Annotated in this window: 14 protein-coding genes and 1 riboswitch; of the genes, 13 read left to right on the top strand and 1 reads right to left on the bottom strand. The window is 33.6% G+C overall.

Annotated elements, in window-relative coordinates:
• Positions 1-7: 7 nt before the first annotated feature.
• The 8 genes from JHL15_RS00665 (at position 8) to JHL15_RS00630 (ending at position 7,276) form a co-directional block, all read left to right on the top strand.
• Entirely contained in the window at positions 8-991 is a 984-nt protein-coding gene (locus tag JHL15_RS00665; protein ID WP_200241533.1) for a stage II sporulation protein M, read from the top strand.
• A complete protein-coding gene (locus JHL15_RS00660; RefSeq protein WP_234047656.1) occupies positions 978-1,937 on the top strand; it encodes a DUF4013 domain-containing protein in 960 nt (319 codons plus the stop codon). The genes JHL15_RS00665 and JHL15_RS00660 overlap by 14 nt, the downstream gene beginning before the upstream one ends.
• Positions 1,930-2,727: a DUF4129 domain-containing protein gene (locus tag JHL15_RS00655; protein WP_200241527.1), complete on the top strand. Its 798-nt coding sequence runs from the start codon at positions 1,930-1,932 to the stop codon at positions 2,725-2,727. Before JHL15_RS00660 ends, JHL15_RS00655 begins: the two co-directional genes overlap by 8 nt.
• 13 nt (positions 2,728-2,740) lie before the next feature.
• The gene (locus tag JHL15_RS00650) at positions 2,741-3,904 is read left to right on the top strand and encodes a hypothetical protein (RefSeq protein WP_200241525.1); all 1,164 of its coding nucleotides are present in this window, start codon (positions 2,741-2,743) and stop codon (positions 3,902-3,904) included.
• Between the two features lie 71 nt (positions 3,905-3,975).
• Positions 3,976-5,007 (top strand): AAA family ATPase, encoded by a 1,032-nt coding sequence (locus JHL15_RS00645; protein WP_200241523.1) that lies wholly within the window; start codon positions 3,976-3,978, stop codon positions 5,005-5,007.
• Positions 5,008-5,114: 107 nt separating this feature from the next.
• Positions 5,115-5,408: a four helix bundle protein gene (locus tag JHL15_RS00640; protein ID WP_317193018.1), complete on the top strand. Its 294-nt coding sequence runs from the start codon at positions 5,115-5,117 to the stop codon at positions 5,406-5,408.
• A 45-nt stretch (positions 5,409-5,453) separates the two neighbouring features.
• On the top strand, positions 5,454-6,776 hold the full coding sequence (locus tag JHL15_RS00635) for a DUF58 domain-containing protein (RefSeq protein WP_200241521.1): 1,323 nt from the start codon (positions 5,454-5,456) through the stop codon (positions 6,774-6,776).
• 80 nt (positions 6,777-6,856) lie between these two features.
• On the top strand, positions 6,857-7,276 hold the full coding sequence (locus JHL15_RS00630) for an OsmC family protein (protein ID WP_200241519.1): 420 nt from the start codon (positions 6,857-6,859) through the stop codon (positions 7,274-7,276).
• Between the two features lie 299 nt (positions 7,277-7,575).
• Here JHL15_RS00630 and JHL15_RS00625 read toward each other — a convergent pair whose 3' ends face one another.
• The gene (locus JHL15_RS00625; RefSeq protein WP_200241517.1) at positions 7,576-10,182 is read right to left on the bottom strand and encodes an MGH1-like glycoside hydrolase domain-containing protein; all 2,607 of its coding nucleotides are present in this window, start codon (positions 10,180-10,182) and stop codon (positions 7,576-7,578) included.
• 189 nt (positions 10,183-10,371) lie between these two features.
• Positions 10,372-10,481: riboswitch (SAM riboswitch) on the top strand.
• Positions 10,482-10,543: 62 nt separating this feature from the next.
• On the opposite strand from JHL15_RS00625, the gene JHL15_RS21180 reads away from it, so the two are divergent.
• The 5 genes from JHL15_RS21180 to JHL15_RS00605 all read left to right on the top strand — a co-directional run bounded on the left by JHL15_RS21180 (position 10,544) and on the right by JHL15_RS00605 (position 16,616).
• Positions 10,544-11,518, top strand: coding sequence for an alpha/beta fold hydrolase (locus JHL15_RS21180; RefSeq protein WP_234047655.1), 975 nt, complete (start codon positions 10,544-10,546; stop codon positions 11,516-11,518).
• A gap of 27 nt (positions 11,519-11,545) precedes the next feature.
• Positions 11,546-13,084, top strand: a complete 1,539-nt coding sequence (locus JHL15_RS21175) for an ACT domain-containing protein (RefSeq protein WP_234047654.1) — start codon at positions 11,546-11,548, stop codon at positions 13,082-13,084.
• 118 nt (positions 13,085-13,202) lie between these two features.
• A complete protein-coding gene (locus JHL15_RS00615; RefSeq protein WP_200241515.1) occupies positions 13,203-14,363 on the top strand; it encodes an O-succinylhomoserine sulfhydrylase in 1,161 nt (386 codons plus the stop codon).
• A gap of 69 nt (positions 14,364-14,432) precedes the next feature.
• Positions 14,433-15,443 (top strand): homocysteine S-methyltransferase family protein, encoded by a 1,011-nt coding sequence (locus JHL15_RS00610; protein WP_200241512.1) that lies wholly within the window; start codon positions 14,433-14,435, stop codon positions 15,441-15,443.
• Between the two features lie 81 nt (positions 15,444-15,524).
• Positions 15,525-16,616: a fatty acid desaturase family protein gene (locus JHL15_RS00605; RefSeq protein ID WP_200241509.1), complete on the top strand. Its 1,092-nt coding sequence runs from the start codon at positions 15,525-15,527 to the stop codon at positions 16,614-16,616.
• The last annotated feature ends 7 nt before the right edge of the window (positions 16,617-16,623 follow it).

The following is a 16,623-nucleotide window of genomic DNA, read 5'->3' as shown; positions in this document are numbered from 1 at the left end:
TTAGATTATGAGAGAAGTTTATTTCATAAAACAAAATAAAGAAAAATGGTTGGGAATTGAACAGGTTATTCAAGGGAAAATAAAAAAAAATCCGGATGACCTGTCTTCGCTATATATAAACCTGATCAATGATCTTTCTTTTGCACAAACTTATTATCCTAAAAGTAATACCACAGTTTATCTCAATCATCTGTCTTCACAGATATTCCAAAAAATATATAAAACAAAAAGAGTAGAGGAAAACAGAATTCTGTATTTCTTTAAGACAGAAGTTCCTCTGTTGGTATTTCAGTACAGAAGATATTTAATGTATGCTTTTTTGTTTTTTATTCTCTTTACTTCTATTGGGGTTCTTTCAGCGATCTATGATAAAGACTTTGTCAATATCATTCTTGGCGAAAGCTATGTAAATGAAACAATAGAAAACATTAAAAAAGGAAACGCTGTAGGAGTTTATCAAAGTGGCTCTACATGGGGAAGTACAATAGGTATCATTTTTAATAATATTGGAGTAGGTGCAAAACTATTTATTTATGGCGTTTTTGGTGGTGTAGGCACATTGTATGCTTTGCTTTCAAACAGTGTGATGCTTGGTTCTTTCCAGTACTTTTTTTATGACTATGGGGCATTAAAGGAAAGTGCAAGGGGAATCTGGCTGCATGGTGTTTTTGAAATTTTTGCTATGGTTGTCGAGGCAATGTGTGGATTAATTTTAGGAGCATCTATTTTGTTTCCTAAAACGCTATCAAGATTCAATTCTTTTAAAAATGGATTTAAAGATTCATTCAAAATATTTTTAAGTACAATTCCCTTTACCATTTGTGCAGGGATTATTGAAGGCTACATTACAAGACATGCATTAAAAATGCCCCTGGCCTTAAATCTGATCATCATATTGGGATCACTTGCGGTTATTGGGTATTATTACTTTGTTTATCCGTCCGTAGTCAATAAAAAAATTAATAAACACGTACATGATGCAATTTTATAAAAAAAGAGATTTTGGAACTTTTATTGGTGATAGTTTCAATTTTTTCAAATTATACGGAAAGAATTATTTTAAGAATTATATATTACTAAACGGATTATTGCTGATCTTAATGGTCACTATTTTTATCTTCGGATACCGAGAGCTTTTTTCACAGCTTTTTGGATCTAATATGAGTGGGAATAGTTACTACTTCCAGCAATATTTTGAAGATAATGCTGGAATGTTAATAGTCGTTGGATTAGTGACATTTTTACTCTTCTTAATCCTGATGATTGTTAATTATCTTTATCCTGTGTTTTATCTGAAAAGGATTTCCCGGGGAGAAGAAAAGATTAAAACAGATGATATCCTGAGTGACTTTAAAAGTAATGCAGGAAGAATAGGTATTCTTTGTCTGGGAATGATATTCATCGTTACTCCTTTGGCTTTTATTATAATAGGGATATCTTATGCCCTCATTTTAATCATTATCGGATTATTTATCATGTTACTGGTTTATCCTACATTATTTAATGTTGTTACATTTTTAATGTATGATTATTTTAACAGTGATAGAGGTTTTTTTGAAAGCTTAAGCTATTCAATAAGAGCCCAGTTTTCCTATGCGAATGGAAGAGAAAAGTCTCCTTATTGGAAGTATTGGGGGGCGACCACAATCGTTTTTCTTATCATGTATACGATAACAACCATTTTCACATTTATTCCTATGATGTTTTTCTACAGCTCAATTCTTACATCTACTCCAGATGGGAGCTTTGAACAAAATCCTTTTCAGGGAACGATGGGAATCTTATTTTTTGTGATTTATGGGATTTCAATGTTGTTGTCATTTTTTCTTTCCAATTTGATGTACGTCAACTCCGGATTGATGTATTACGACAGTAGAGCAGATCTTCATCAGAAAGTAGAACTTGCAGAAATAGAAACCATTGGTAACAATGAATAGAATTGTTTTTTTCTTACTGATCTTTTTCTCAATAGGATGTACATATGCTCAAAATGATGGTGACTATCCACCAGCAGAAAGGTATATTGAGGATTCATTGAGGACGGGACATTACAAAAATATGTACCGTGCAGATTCTGTATTGATAAAACATCCAATCTCTGAAAACACAGTTTATCCAAAAAAATTCAAAGATAATCTCAATGCCAGATACAAAGGAAATGAATTTGATTACACGACCATAAAACCTAAAGAATCATTCTGGCAAAAATTGCAACGAAAAATAGCTAAGATCCTCGAAAGCATTTTTGGAGAGAATAGTTTTGGAACGTCTGCAAAGATCACTACTGTAGTAATGCGCTTATTTGCAATTGTTCTCGTTGGATTCTTGCTATATTTTATTATTAGGTATCTGATAAGTAAAGATGGGAATTTCTTCTTTGGTAAAAAGAATAAAAAATTGAATATCAATGAGGAGGAACTGCATGAAAACATCCATGAGATCAACTTTCCCGAAAGTATCGCTAAGTTTGAAATCGCTGGAGATTACCGTTCGGCAATCCGTTATCAGTTTTTATTCGTTCTTAAAAAGCTAAGTGATAAAAAATTAATTATCTGGAATCCGGAAAAAACAAACAAAGATTATACAGCAGAACTTAAAGCTGAACAGGTAAAAAGTGAATTTTCTAAACTTTCTTATATATTTGATTATGTATGGTATGGAGAGTTTAGTATCAATGAAAATGATTACCTGAAATTTAAAAATCAATATCAGGCATTTAAGTTATAATTAAATTTTTTCAATGAATAAAACTTTCAAAATATATGCTATAATTTTCATCATTATCATGGTGATATTGGCGTTGCTTGAAGTTAATAAAAAAGAGGTTACAGATTGGCGTAAGAATTTCGATCTCAATGAGAAATCACCGTTTGGCCTATTTGTATTTAATAAAGAGTCAAAAGATCTTTTTGGAGGTAATCTTAAAAAGATAGACCAGACACCTTATGAATACTACAACCAGAATAAGAAAACATCTCATAATATTTTAGTTGTTGAAAAAGAGATTGATAAGGAATCATGGCGAAGTATCCTTGGGCAAGTTTCTACGGGCTCAGATGCAATGCTCATTGTAAGTAAAATTCCAAAGGAGATTTCGGACAGTATAGGCTATTATGATTCTCAAATTTCATTTAATGATCAAAATGTTCTAAAGCTTACAGATAAAAATTATCTGAATGATTTCATTAACTTAGACAAATTTCCTTCAGGTCGGGGATTTTCTTATATTAAACCTGGGGTTGAAATTTTAGGCAAAACGGTTGAGAAAGATAATATTGATCAGGCTAATTTCATTAAAGTGAAATTTGGAAAAGGAAATATATATGTTCACTGCGAACCGCTTTTCCTTACCAACTATTATCTTCTTAAACCTGGAAATGTAAGATATGCACAGGATGTTTTTTCTTATCTTAATGACAAGGAGACTGTTTGGTTTGTAGAAGCGGCAGATGCTAAAGCTACTTCTCGTTTTTTTATGAGATTTATCTTATCTAAACCAGCTTTGAAATATGCCTGGTGGGTGTTTTTAGCTGGACTTATTTTATTTATTTTCTTTAATGCGAAGAGAAAACAACGAATTGTTCCAATCATAGAGCCCCTTAAAAATACCTCAGTAGATTTTGTGAAAAGTATTGGGAATCTTTATTTGCAGGAAGGCGATTTCCATGATATGATGGCCAAGAAGGCTCAATATTTTTTGAATAAAGTAAGAATGGATCTTCTTATTGATACTCAGAATCTAGATGATGAGTTTGCCAAAAAGCTACAGTTAAAAACAGGAAAAACTATTGAGATCATTAATGAGGCAATTGTTCTCATTCGAAAAGCTCAGGATCCATATGCCAGTGTAATGAAAGAAGACCTTACAAGGATGAACAAGATCCTGGATGAAATAATAAGATAATAATATAACAATGCAGTAGTTTGTAATTTATTGATGAAATGATGCATTGACAAATGATAAATTAAAATTTTATGGAAAACCTTGAAAACCAAAATTTAGAAGATCAAAGTTCTATAAATCTTGATAAAAAAGAAACTGATTTTCAATCGAGAATCGATATGATCGAACTTCGTGTAAGTTTAGAAAAAGTAAAATCTGAAATTGCCAAGGTCATTGTTGGACAGGAAAGTATGGTTGAACATCTTTTGGCCGCGCTTTTATCAAACGGACATGTCCTGATTGAAGGAGTTCCGGGAGTTGCGAAAACGATAACTGCTAAATTGTTAGCTAAAACAATTGATGTAGACTTTAGCCGAATTCAGTTCACACCGGATTTAATGCCTTCCGATATTTTAGGAACATCAGTTTTCAGTGTAAAGAATTCTGAGTTTGAATTTAAAAAAGGTCCTATTTTTTCCAACTTTATTTTAATTGATGAGATTAACAGGTCTCCTGCAAAAACGCAGGCTGCCTTATTTGAAGTAATGGAGGAGAGGCAGATTACAATGGATGGGATTCGATATACGATGGAAGAACCTTTTTTAGTTGTTGCTACACAAAACCCAATAGAGCATGAAGGAACATATAGGCTTCCAGAGGCTCAGCTAGACAGGTTTTTATTTAAAATAAATGTGGGATATCCCAATCTCGAGCAAGAAATTTTGATCATCAAAAATCAGCATGAAAGCAGAACAGAAGATAAAACTGAAGCTGTTGGAAAAGTGATCACGGCAGAGCAGTTAAAAAATTATCAACAGCTGGTCAAGGAAATCATTGTTGAAGCACAGCTCATGGAGTACATTGCTAAAATCATTGTGAATACAAGAGAAAATCAGTTTTTATATTTGGGGGCTTCACCAAGAGCAAGCTTAGCTTTACTTACTGCCTCAAAGGCTTTTGCAGCCCTAAGAGGAAGAGATTTTGTAACTCCTGAGGATATCAAAGAAGCCAGTTATGCTGTATTAAGACATAGAGTAATTGTTTCGCCTGAAAGAGAAATGGAGGGTCTAAGTGCTGATGAAATTATCAGGCAAATTTTAGAAGGGATAGAGATTCCTAGATAAGTAGAAGATAGTAGGTATTAGGTAGCAGGTAATCAACAACAAATATTTGTATGGCAAATTTTAAAGAGTTATTAGTTTGGCAGAAATCTATTGATTTTGTTACTTAAATTTATAGAGTTTCAGATGATTTTCCTAGACAAGAAATGTATGGATTGACTTCACAAATCAGAAGAGCTTCCGTTTCAGTACCGTCAAATATTGCAGAAGGAAATTCAAGAAGAAGTAAACCTGATTATGTACAATTTTTAAAAATTTCCAGGGGAAGTTGTTCAGAAGTTGAAACTCAATTACTCATCTCTAAAAATCTAAATTTTCTGGAAGAAAATGAATATATAAAATTAAATAAGGATATTATAGAAATTTCAAAAATGTTGAACGGGTTGATTAACTCCTTGCAGTGAATGCATATGCCTGCAATCTAAAACCTTTGATCCGCAACCTGAAAAATGAAAAACTTATACATCAATAACCGTTTTTTCTACACGCTCATAGGAGTGGGGATACTCTATGTTTTAGCATTTTTTTTTCCATTCTTTATCTATATTGCTCATACTGTTTTATTGCTTTGTTTTTTAGCGGCAATGGTAGATTATCTTCTGCTTTTTAATCAAAAGGAGGGTGTTTTAGCACAAAGAATCTTGCCGGAAAAATTATCTAATGGTGATGAAAATCCGATAAAAATAGATATTAAAAATAACTATCGATTCAAGATCAATACGAAAATCATTGACGAAATACCTTTTCAGTTTCAAAAGAGAGACTTTTTAATCCAAAAAGAAATTGATGCAGGGAGAAATACCTATTTCCAATATATTTTAGAACCGAAAGAAAGAGGTGAATACAATTTTGGAAGCTTAAATGTTTATGCTGCTTCACCTATAGGTTTTATTTCAAAAAGGTTTAATTTTCAGAAAGATGCTAGCCTAGCTGCTTACCCGTCATTTATCCATCTCAGAAAATATGAACTGATGGCTCTTCAAAGTGAATTTTTACTTGGAGGGATTAAAAAGATCAGAAAACTGGGGCATACGATGGAATTTGAGCAGATCAAGGAATATGTTCCTGGTGATGATATTCGGACCATTAATTGGAAAGCTACATCAAAGACCAATCGTTTAATGGTCAATCAATTTCAGGATGAGAGATCACAGCGTATTTTTATGTTGATTGATACCGGAAGAACCATGAAAATGCCTTTTAAGGAATTAAGTCTTCTGGACTATTCTATTAATGCAACGATGGCTTTATCTCATATTATTTTAAAGAAAGGAGATCGTGCCGGGATGATGACTTTTTCCAAGAAGACAGAAAATAAAATAGCAGCCGAAAATAAATCGGGCCAATTAAAGAAAATTTCTGAATCACTCTATAATATCAAAACTAATTTTTTTGAAAGTGATTTTAACAGGCTCTATCAGGATGTAAAATATTCAATTAATCAAAGAAGTCTCATCTTACTTTTTACCAATTTTGAAACATTAGACGGATTAAACAGGCAGCTGAAATACCTTCGTGGAATTGCGAAAAACCATTTGTTGGTGGTTGTCTTTTTCAAAAACTCAGAACTTCAGACCTTAATCCATAAAAATCCAGAAAGTACACAAGAGATCTATGATGAGATTATTGCAGAAAAATTCGAATTTGAAAAGAAACTGATTATTCAGGAACTACGAAAATATGGGATTTACACAGTATATACGCTTCCTGAAAATTTGAATATCGATGTTATCAATAAATATCTGGAGATAAAAGCCAGAGGAATTTTATAATTTTGTACCTACAAATTCGCAATTTTGCTTACCTATTAGATTATAAGCTAATTCTAATGATCTTAAATATAAATACAACAATGAAAATAACACTAAACAGAATAAACGACGACTTTTTATTTGAGTGCACCAATTCTCAAGGAAATTCTATCCTTTTGGATAATACATCACAGCCTGGAGCAAAAGGTGTTTCTCCTATGGAAAGCGTTTTAATGGCAGTTGCCGGATGTAGCGGAATAGATGTAGTGTCTATATTAAAAAAGCAAAGACAAGAGATTACAAGTTTCAAAGCTGAAGTAGAAGGGGATAGAGTACCTGTAGGAGATGCTAAACCTTTTAAAGCGATTATGGTTAAATTCTTTCTAGAAGGGAATATTGATCCAGGTAAGGCTCTGAAAGCTGCACAGCTATCCTTTGAAAAATACTGTTCTGTTTCTAAGACACTAGAACCTAATGTAGAAATTGGATATGAAGTTTTTGTGAATGGAGAAAAAATTTAATAACATCAAGTAGAATAAAAAAAGCCGGATTATAAATCCGGCTTTGTGCTTATTATGAATTGTTGGGGTATCCCCCTTTACAATTGTAACTATCTTTTCAGTGTTAACAAAGTTGTTAAGAAAAGAATTAAACTGTTTTCAAGTTTTTACAGCACAAAGGTTAATATTTATTAATAATCTGTTATTGTGAAATATTTACTATTTTATTTTAATTATTGTTTGATAATAAATATTTTTAATATTGGAGATAGATCATATTAAATAAAAAACCTCTTTTTAAAAAGAGGTTTTAATGTTTTTTATCTTGGCTTCATAAGTTTGGCGACAGTAGCCGTCCATCCTGTTTGATGGGAAGCGCCTACTCCGCGCCCATTATCCCCATGGAAATATTCATAGAAAGTAATATAATCTTTGAAATGTTCATCATAATTGAACTTGTTATTTCCTCCATTGAATGCTCTTTGCCCACTTTCATCCTTTAAAAATATAGAACATAATCTGTTGCTGATATTCTGAGCTACTTCATCAAGATTTCTTTTATCTCCACTTCCAGTGGGAAATTCCACTTTTAAGCTGTTTCCATAATAGAAGTGAAATCGTTGAAGGCTTTCAACAATCAGAAAGTTAATAGGGAACCATATGGGACCTCTCCAGTTGCTATTGCCGCCAAACATACGGCTGTCACTTTCTGCCGGAGTGTAATACACTACATTTTCAGTACCATGAACAGAGAAAATAAAAGGATTCTCTTCATATACTTTGGACATTGCTCTGATTCCATAAGAGCTTAAAAACTCCTTTTCATCAAGCATTCTGGTAAGCACCTTTGATAATCTGTTTTTACGTAAGATACTCATCAAATGTTTCCTGCCATGGCCCTCTTCATCCCAATGGGAAACTAATTTTGTAAGCTCAGGTTTATTTTTTAATACCCATTCCATTCTTATTTTGAAATTAGGCATTTTTTCCAGTAAGCTATGGTCGATAATTTCTACTGCAAAGAGAGGAATAAGCCCCACGATACTTCTCAAACGTAGGGTGACACTTTCACCGTCGGCTAACTGTAAAACGTCATAAAAGAATCCATCCTCTTCATTCCATAATCCTTCTTTTCCATCACCCATATTTTCCATTGCTTCTGCAATATAAAGGTAATGTTCAAAGAATTTAATGGCCATATCCTCATACACCTGATAATACTGAGCAAGCTCCATAGCAATTCTCATCATGTTCAAAGCATACATTGCCATCCAGCTTGTTCCATCTGCCTGTTCAAGATGTTCTCCGTCTTTCAGTTCCATATTACGGTCGAAGGCTCCTATATTATCAAGACCTAAGAATCCACCACCAAAAATATTTTTTCCATTTTTATCTTTACGGTTAACCCACCATGTAAAATTGAGGAGTAATTTTTGAAAAACTTTCTCAAGAAACAATAAATCAGGCTTGCCATTTGTTTTTTCATCAATTTTAAAAACCCTGAAACATGACCATGCATGAACGGGAGGGTTTACGTCGCTTAAGTTCCATTCATAAGCAGGAAGTTGTCCGTTAGGATGCATATACCATTCCTTGGTTAACAACAGAAGCTGGTTCTTTGCAAACTGGGCATCAATTAACGCATAAGGAACACAATGGAATGCTAAATCCCAGGTGGCATACCATGGATATTCCCATTTATCAGGCATAGAAATAATATCCTTATTATGCATATGGTTCCACTCTGTATTTCTTACATAGTGATTAAAATCTCTTGGAGCTTCAAAATTAGGATCTCCTTTCAGCCACTTTCCAACATTGTAGTGATAGAATTGCTTGTTCCAGAGCAGACCTGCAAAAGCTTGCCTTTGAACATTTCTTTCATCCTCATTCGTTACATCATGCTGAACCTCATTGTAAAATTCGTTGGCTTCTGCAATCCGGGCTGCGAAGATCTCATCAAATTGATAGAAAGGCTCATCCATCTCACTGGGAGATAATCTGAAATCAAAAGTTTTACATTGTCCGCCATTGATAACTTCATCAATGATAAAAGAAGCCTTTGATCCCTTTTTTTCAGGATTAATAGTGTTACTTTTATGAATGATGTAGTCATTTATTCCATCTTTGAAATAAATATTCTCAGTCAATGGAGCCCCATATAATTTTGGGGTATTCGTTTCATTATCACAAAATACGCTGTTTGCATTTGTGTTTCTTGAATAAAACTTTTTGATAGAAATACTGTCGTGATTGATATCTATAGTTCCTTCCTGGCAAGCACTCAACTGTCCTTTGTACGTATTGTAACCCCATTTCCAATTGTTCCTAAACCATGCTGTAGGAGCTACAATGATAGGAGCGTCTTGCTGACTTCTGTTGCAAATCGTTATCCGAACCAGAATGTCGTCAGCTTCAGCTTTACAATATTCAATGAAAATATCGAAATACTCATCGTTATCAAAGATTCCCGTATCAATAATTTCATATTCAGCTTCTTTTTTGCTTCGTCTTCCGTTTTCAGATACCAGATGATCATAAGGGAATTCGTTGATGGGATATTTATACACCATCTTCATATAACTATGAGTAGGGGTGTTGTCCAGATAATAAAAGATTTCTTTGATATCTTCACCATGATTACCTTGAGGATTGCTTAATCCGAAAAAGCGTTCTTTTACCATTTTATCCTTCTTGTTCCAGAACGAAAGAGCGAAACAAAAAAGCTGTTTGGTATCAGATATTCCTGCGATTCCTTCTTCTCCCCAACGGTAGGTAGAACTCTCTGCTTTATCGTGGTTCGTATAGTTCCAGGCATTGCCATTGGGACTATAGTCTTCCCGAACATTTCCCCATTGCCTGTTACTTACATAAGGTCCCCAACTTTTCCAGTTTATATCTAATAATCTTTGTTTTTCTGCAGTCATAATTCATCATTTTACCCTACGAAGGTAATTTTTTTGAAAAATAATTCCAATTTTTTCCATCTGAATAATTATTAACATATCCCTGTAAGTCTTATAATTACAGGCTTTTTTAGAATAAATTATTTTTTTATTAAAAATTCTAAATAAAATATTATATCTTTGCACCATTCGATCATTCACATATTGAAAATGTTATCAAGAAAGGTTGAGGGATTAGACCCTATGAAACCTTAGCAACCCTTTGCGCAAGCGAAGAAGGTGCTACGTTCTACCAAAGAATTATTTTGGACAGATAACTTACTGAAGTTCTTCAGCCATTTCCTGTGGCATTTTCAATTGTATTATAAATTATATAATAGAATTGAAAACAGAACTAAAACATATTAATCTTTCTTATCAAACTATTTCCGGAAAGGAATATCATATCCCGTTGAGCTATCAGATCTTCGGGAAAGAGCTGTTTACAGCACCTATTATTTTAATCAATCATGCATTGACGGGGAATTCCAATGTTTCCGGGCAAAATGGTTGGTGGAAGCAATTGGTTGGAGAAGGTCAGATAATTGATGATAACACGTACACTGTTTTATGTTTCAATATTCCCGGAAATGGGTATGATGACTTTTTAATTGAAAAATATGAAGATTTTACACCTGCAGATATAGCTGATATTTTTCTGAAAGGTCTTGAATTTCTGAATATTAAAAATTTATATGCCATTATTGGAGGTTCTCTTGGAGGAGGGATTGGTTGGGAGATGTTAGCTAAAAATCCACAACTTGCCGAAATATTCATTCCTATAGCCTGTGACTTTAAAACGCACGACTGGCTTCATGCTCAATGTTTAGTTCAGAAGTTCTTATTGAATGGAAATGATGAACCATTACAGAAAGCAAGGATTCATGCCATGTTGTGTTACCGAACCCCACAATCTTTAAACGATAGATTTCAAAATAAATATAACATCGAAAAACAAAAGCTTGAGTCTGAAGACTGGCTTGTGTATCACGGAAAAACTCTTAATGAAAGATTTAGTCTTGAATCTTATAAGCTAATGAATCATTTACTGATGAACATTAATGCAGAAGAAAAGAGGCTGGAGAAAATTCAGGCACGAATGCACTTGATCTCCGTTGATACAGATCTATTCTTTCCCGCTTCAGAAATCAGAAATTGTTTTGAAAAACTGAAAAGTAAAAAGGAGAATGTTTTTTATCACGAGATCACCTCAGCTCATGGGCACGATGCCTTCCTAATGGAATATAAACAATTAAATAATATCATAAAAAACATTTTGTTACAGAAAGAAATCGAACAAACACAAGATTTTCAGTAACAATACTAAACAATAAAGAATGTACAGATGAAAAATGCTAACGAAATAAAATTTTTAAAGAACAGATCAATCATCAAATTTGAAGGAGAAGATTTCTTAGGTGAAATCGGTATTGACGGAAGAATTTTTAAAGCTCTTACTTTGGCTAGAATCAGCGTAGGAGTGATTTCACAACAAGCTATAGAAAACGGGATCTCAATTTTGGTTCATGAAAACGATTCCGAAAATGCTGTGAATTGTCTGATAGAAGAATTTGAAGCAGAAAGAAAATCAGGAGCTGTGTCTCAGATTTATAGTATTAATAATGTTTCTGTTTTAGGCTTTGTAGCTGAGGACTTTAATAAAGTGCTGGCAGAGCTGGCTAGAAATAATGTTTTCCCATTGCTTCTGAATCAAATAGCGAGTGAAAAACGAGTGAATATCGTAGTTACTTCATCACAGGATGAGAAAACTAAAAATATCATTGAATCAGAAATATCAAAAAAACCTAAAACAGTTCATCTTGCCATTATCGGGCATGGGAATGTTGGAAAAACCTTAATTGATCAGGTGCTTGAGTCTTCCGAAGAAATCAGAAGACGTAAGAAAATTGATTTGAAAGTTGTCGCAGTGGCTAACTCAAAAAAGATTGCATTCAATAAAAAAGGATTTGATAACAATTGGAATGACGAGGTTTTAGTAGCGGATAGCCCTTCTAATGTTGATGAACTAATTAATTTTTCAAAAGAGAATCAATTAGAAAACCTTATTGTGGTTGATAATACGGCCAGTAAAGATTTTGTTAAAAATTATCATGCTTTGGCAGAAAATGGATTTGATCTGGTTTCTTCCAACAAAATTTTTAACACCCTTCCCATTGAAGAGTATCGTAAACTAAGATATACGTTGAGCAAAAACAATAGACGTTATCTTTATGAAACCAATGTTGGAGCCGGTTTACCTCTAATAGATACGATTAAACTATTACATCTTTCAGGAGAAAATATTACAAGAATTAAAGGAGTATTCTCTGGATCTCTAAGCTATATCTTCAATAATTTCTCAGTTAGAAATGATAAGTTTTCAACAATAATAGGTGAGGCAATGGAAAAAGGTTTTACTGAACCGGATCCACGTGAAGACCTTTCTGGAAACGATGTTGCAAGAAAACTTTTAATCCTTGCCAGAGAATTAGATCTTATTAATGAATTCAATGACATTAATATTCAAAATTTGATTCCTGCTGATTTACTTTCAATTGATAAAAATGAATTTATCTCAAGGTTAGAAGAGCTGGATGATGAATATCAGAGCATCAAACAAAATCAGGATGCTGATCATGTATTACGCTATGTGGGTGATTTACATGGTGACTTGCAAAAAGAAAAGGGTCAGCTTGATGTGAAGTTAATTTCAGTTCCTGCTACTTCAGCTTTAGGACAGTTAAAAGGTTCAGATTCTATTTTTGAAATCTATACAGAAAGCTATGGTGAAAATCCTATTGTAATTATGGGAGCAGGTGCAGGCGCACAGGTTACTGCAAGAGGAGTTTTTGGTGATATTTTAAGAGTAAGCGAAACTAAATAAATTAATGTACCAATGTAGCAGTATAACAATGTACCAATAAACTACCCTGAAAAGATGAGTTCCTTCATTGGTAAACTGTTACATTGATATATTGTTACATTATTAGAATTAAAACTATATGGAAAATTTTGAAACCTTTGCGATAAGAACGCAGACGGAGAGAAGTCAATTTGACGAACATTCAACTCCATTATACCTTACATCCAGTTTTATTTTTCAGGATGCTGAAGATATGAGAGCGAGTTTTGCAGAAGAAAAACCTAAAAACTTATACAGCAGATTCTCTAACCCAAACGTTACAGAATTCACAGATAAAATAGTGAAAATGGAAGGTGCAGAAGCGGGATATGCTTTTGCTACAGGAATGGCAGCTATTTACTCAACCTTTGCAACTTTATTGGATGCTGGAGATCATATTGTAAGCTGTCAGTCTGTTTTTGGATCTACTCACACCTTGTTTACCAAGTATTTCCCTAAATGGAATATTGAGACCACTTATTTTAAAGCAGAAGATGCGGAGAATGTTGAAAATCTCATTAAGCCTAATACAAAAATTTTATATCTGGAAACTCCAACGAATCCGGCAATTGAAATTTTGGATTTGGAATTTTTTGGAAAAATTGCTAAAAAACATAATCTTATATTCATTGTAGATAATTGTTTTGCAACACCTTATCTTCAACAGCCTATCAAATATGGGGCTGATGTTGTAGTTCATTCCGCAACAAAACTAATTGATGGACAAGGTAGAGTACTTGGTGGAGTAGCAGTAGGTAGAGAAGATCTGATCAGAGAAATCTATCTTTTTGCCAGAAATACGGGACCGGCAATGTCTCCTTTTAATGCATGGGTTTTATCTAAAAGTTTAGAAACATTAGCAATCAGAGTAGACAAACATTGTGAAAATGCCTTGAAGGTAGCTGAATTTCTAGAAAGCCATCCAAATGTAGAACTTGTAAAATATCCTTTTTTACCTTCTCATCCAAGCTATGAAGTCGCGAAAAAACAGATGAAGTTAGGAGGAAATATTGTAGCCTTTGAAATAAAAGGAGGAATAGAAGGAGGCAGAAAATTTTTAGATAAAATACAAATGTGTTCTCTTTCAGCTAATCTTGGAGATACAAGAACAATTGTTACTCACCCCGCATCTACTACACATTCAAAGCTGACGGATGAAGAAAGAAATGAAGTAGGAATTACAGCAGGTCTTGTTCGTTGTTCAGTAGGACTGGAAAATGTAGAAGATGTTATTGCTGATCTAAGACAAGCATTGGATTAATTCAATAGGAATGGGCTTTAGCCCATTTTATGAAAAATAAAAATAACGGCTTTAGCCAAAACCTATAAAATGAAAAGTTCAGAACAATTATATAAAGCACTTTCCGAAAGAATTTTAGTTCTTGACGGAGCAATGGGAACGATGCTTCAGCGGTATAAGTTTGAAGAAGAAGATTATCGTGGTGAACGTTTCAAAGATTATCCGCATCTGGTTAAAGGAAACAATGACCTGCTTTCCCTTACTCAGCCACATGCTATTGAAGAAGTTCATAAAAAGTATCTGGAAGCAGGAGCTGATATTATTGAAACCAATACATTCTCGGGCACAACCATTGCTATGGCAGATTATCACATGGAAGATCTGGTGTATGAACTGAATTATGAGTCTGCAAAAATTGCCAGAAAAGCCTGCGATGAATTCACAGCTAAAAACCCTGCTAAACCGAGATTTGTTGCAGGATCTATTGGCCCTACCAACAGAACAGCCAGCCTAAGTCCGGATGTTAATGATCCGGGATACCGCGCGATAACTTTTGATGAATTAAGAATTGCTTATAAGCAACAATCAGAAGCGCTTTTAGATGGAGGGTCGGATATTTTATTAGTAGAAACCATCTTTGATACTCTGAATGCAAAAGCGGCCTTGTTTGCTATTGATGAAATTCAGGATGAAAGAGGAATAAAAATTCCGATTATGGTTTCCGGGACAATTACAGATGCTTCAGGACGAACATTAAGCGGTCAGACTGCAGAGGCTTTTTTAATTTCTGTATCACATCTTAACCTTGTAAGTGTTGGTTTTAATTGTGCTTTAGGAGCGAATCAATTAACTCCTTATCTGGAAACATTAGCACATAATTCAAACTTTCATGTTTCAGCTTATCCTAATGCGGGTTTACCCAATGCCTTTGGAAAATATGATGAAACACCCGAATTTATGGCGGAGCAAATAAAAGAATATGTAGAGAAGGGATTGATTAATATTATTGGTGGCTGTTGCGGAACTACCCCTGATCATATAAAAGCAATTGCAGATCTGGTTGAAAAATATGAGCCAAGAAAATTGAAGGAAATTGTGTGATTTAATAGATTTTTTTCATTGAATCCATTGTAAAAGAACGGTTTAGTATTATTATTTTTAAGTTACACTAAATGTAATAGTATGGAAAAGCCAAGTTATTTAAAGAGTACAGAAGATCTAAAACTTTTTAATGAATTAAGAAAAAAGGTGAACCAGCGAGTAGAAAACATAACGGAAAACAGAGATATTTATATTCAGATTAAAGCTGTTTTATTACCCATTGTATACATTGGGCTTTATGTTTTCGCCCTATTAAATGTTGAAAAATCCTGGATTTATATTTCCAGTTTTGTTCTTATGGGTATCACATTGGTCATTATTTATCTGAATTTAATTCATGAAGCTGCCCATAACAATATATTTAAAAGTAAAAGATTAAATGGATGGGTACTGCAGATCTTTGATTTTGTAGGAGCAAATTCATATATCTGGAAAAAAAGACATATCGCAAGTCATCATGCTTATCCTAATGTAGATGGTTGGGATACCGATATTGAACAGAGTGGACTGCTTTTAATAGTCCCATGGATTAAAGCAAAGGGAGTACAAAAGTACCAGCATTTGTTTTTCTTTTTAGTGTATCCATTGTATCTCTTCAATTGGATGTTTATAAGAGATTTCAGAGACTTTTTTGACAATGAAAGAGTGATTTTAAAGACACAGGGATCTATTCCTGTGATTGAAAAAGTAAAAATGGTCACGTACAAATTGTTCTATTTCTTTTATCAGATAATTGTTCCGGTTATTTTCTTTAAAGCTTCCATAGGGTTAGCATTAGGTGCCTGGTTTTTACAAGTAATTACAGCAAGTATTTTTGCATTATTTGTTTTATTGCCGCTTCACCCGCTTCCTGATAATGCTTTTCCAAGATTGGATGAGAAAAACGGACTTCCTTCAAGCTGGCTTCGTCATCAGATGGAAGTCACCAACGATTTAGCCAATAATAACTGGATGGTTAGGAATGTTTTGGGAAATTTCAATTTTCATGTGGCCCATCACCTTTTCCCCAATTACAGTTATATGTATTATAATGAGATCACGGAAGAGATTGAAGAGTTTGCAAAAGAGAATGGTTTAGCATACAAGAAGTTTCCAATTTTTACAGCGTTGGGCAAACATGTGGATTTGCTCAGGCAAAATGCAAATAATGCATATTACATTTTAGAAGAATAAAAAATTG

The organism is Chryseobacterium paridis (assembly GCF_016595215.1).
Taxonomy (GTDB): Bacteria; Bacteroidota; Bacteroidia; order Flavobacteriales; family Weeksellaceae; genus Chryseobacterium; species Chryseobacterium paridis.
The sequence above is the reverse complement of the archived record's forward strand: the minus strand, read 5'-3'. Positions and strand labels throughout refer to the sequence as shown.

Excerpts from the sequence above, each read along its gene's own strand:
- JHL15_RS00630 (WP_200241519.1), top strand. The coding sequence starts at position 6,857 with ATGAAAATAACACTAAACAGAATAAACGACGACTTTTTATTTGAGTGC.
- JHL15_RS00635 (WP_200241521.1), top strand. The coding sequence starts at position 5,454 with ATGAAAAACTTATACATCAATAACCGTTTTTTCTACACGCTCATAGGA.
- JHL15_RS00615 (WP_200241515.1), top strand. The coding sequence starts at position 13,203 with ATGGAAAATTTTGAAACCTTTGCGATAAGAACGCAGACGGAGAGAAGT.
- JHL15_RS00660 (WP_234047656.1), top strand. The coding sequence starts at position 978 with ATGCAATTTTATAAAAAAAGAGATTTTGGAACTTTTATTGGTGATAGT.
- JHL15_RS00625 (WP_200241517.1), bottom strand. The coding sequence starts at position 10,182 with ATGACTGCAGAAAAACAAAGATTATTAGATATAAACTGGAAAAGTTGG.
- JHL15_RS21175 (WP_234047654.1), top strand. The coding sequence starts at position 11,546 with ATGAAAAATGCTAACGAAATAAAATTTTTAAAGAACAGATCAATCATC.
- JHL15_RS00655 (WP_200241527.1), top strand. The coding sequence starts at position 1,930 with ATGAATAGAATTGTTTTTTTCTTACTGATCTTTTTCTCAATAGGATGT.
- JHL15_RS00605 (WP_200241509.1), top strand. The coding sequence starts at position 15,525 with ATGGAAAAGCCAAGTTATTTAAAGAGTACAGAAGATCTAAAACTTTTT.
- JHL15_RS00665 (WP_200241533.1), top strand. The coding sequence starts at position 8 with ATGAGAGAAGTTTATTTCATAAAACAAAATAAAGAAAAATGGTTGGGA.
- JHL15_RS00650 (WP_200241525.1), top strand. The coding sequence starts at position 2,741 with ATGAATAAAACTTTCAAAATATATGCTATAATTTTCATCATTATCATG.
- JHL15_RS00645 (WP_200241523.1), top strand. The coding sequence starts at position 3,976 with ATGGAAAACCTTGAAAACCAAAATTTAGAAGATCAAAGTTCTATAAAT.
- JHL15_RS00610 (WP_200241512.1), top strand. The coding sequence starts at position 14,433 with ATGAAAAGTTCAGAACAATTATATAAAGCACTTTCCGAAAGAATTTTA.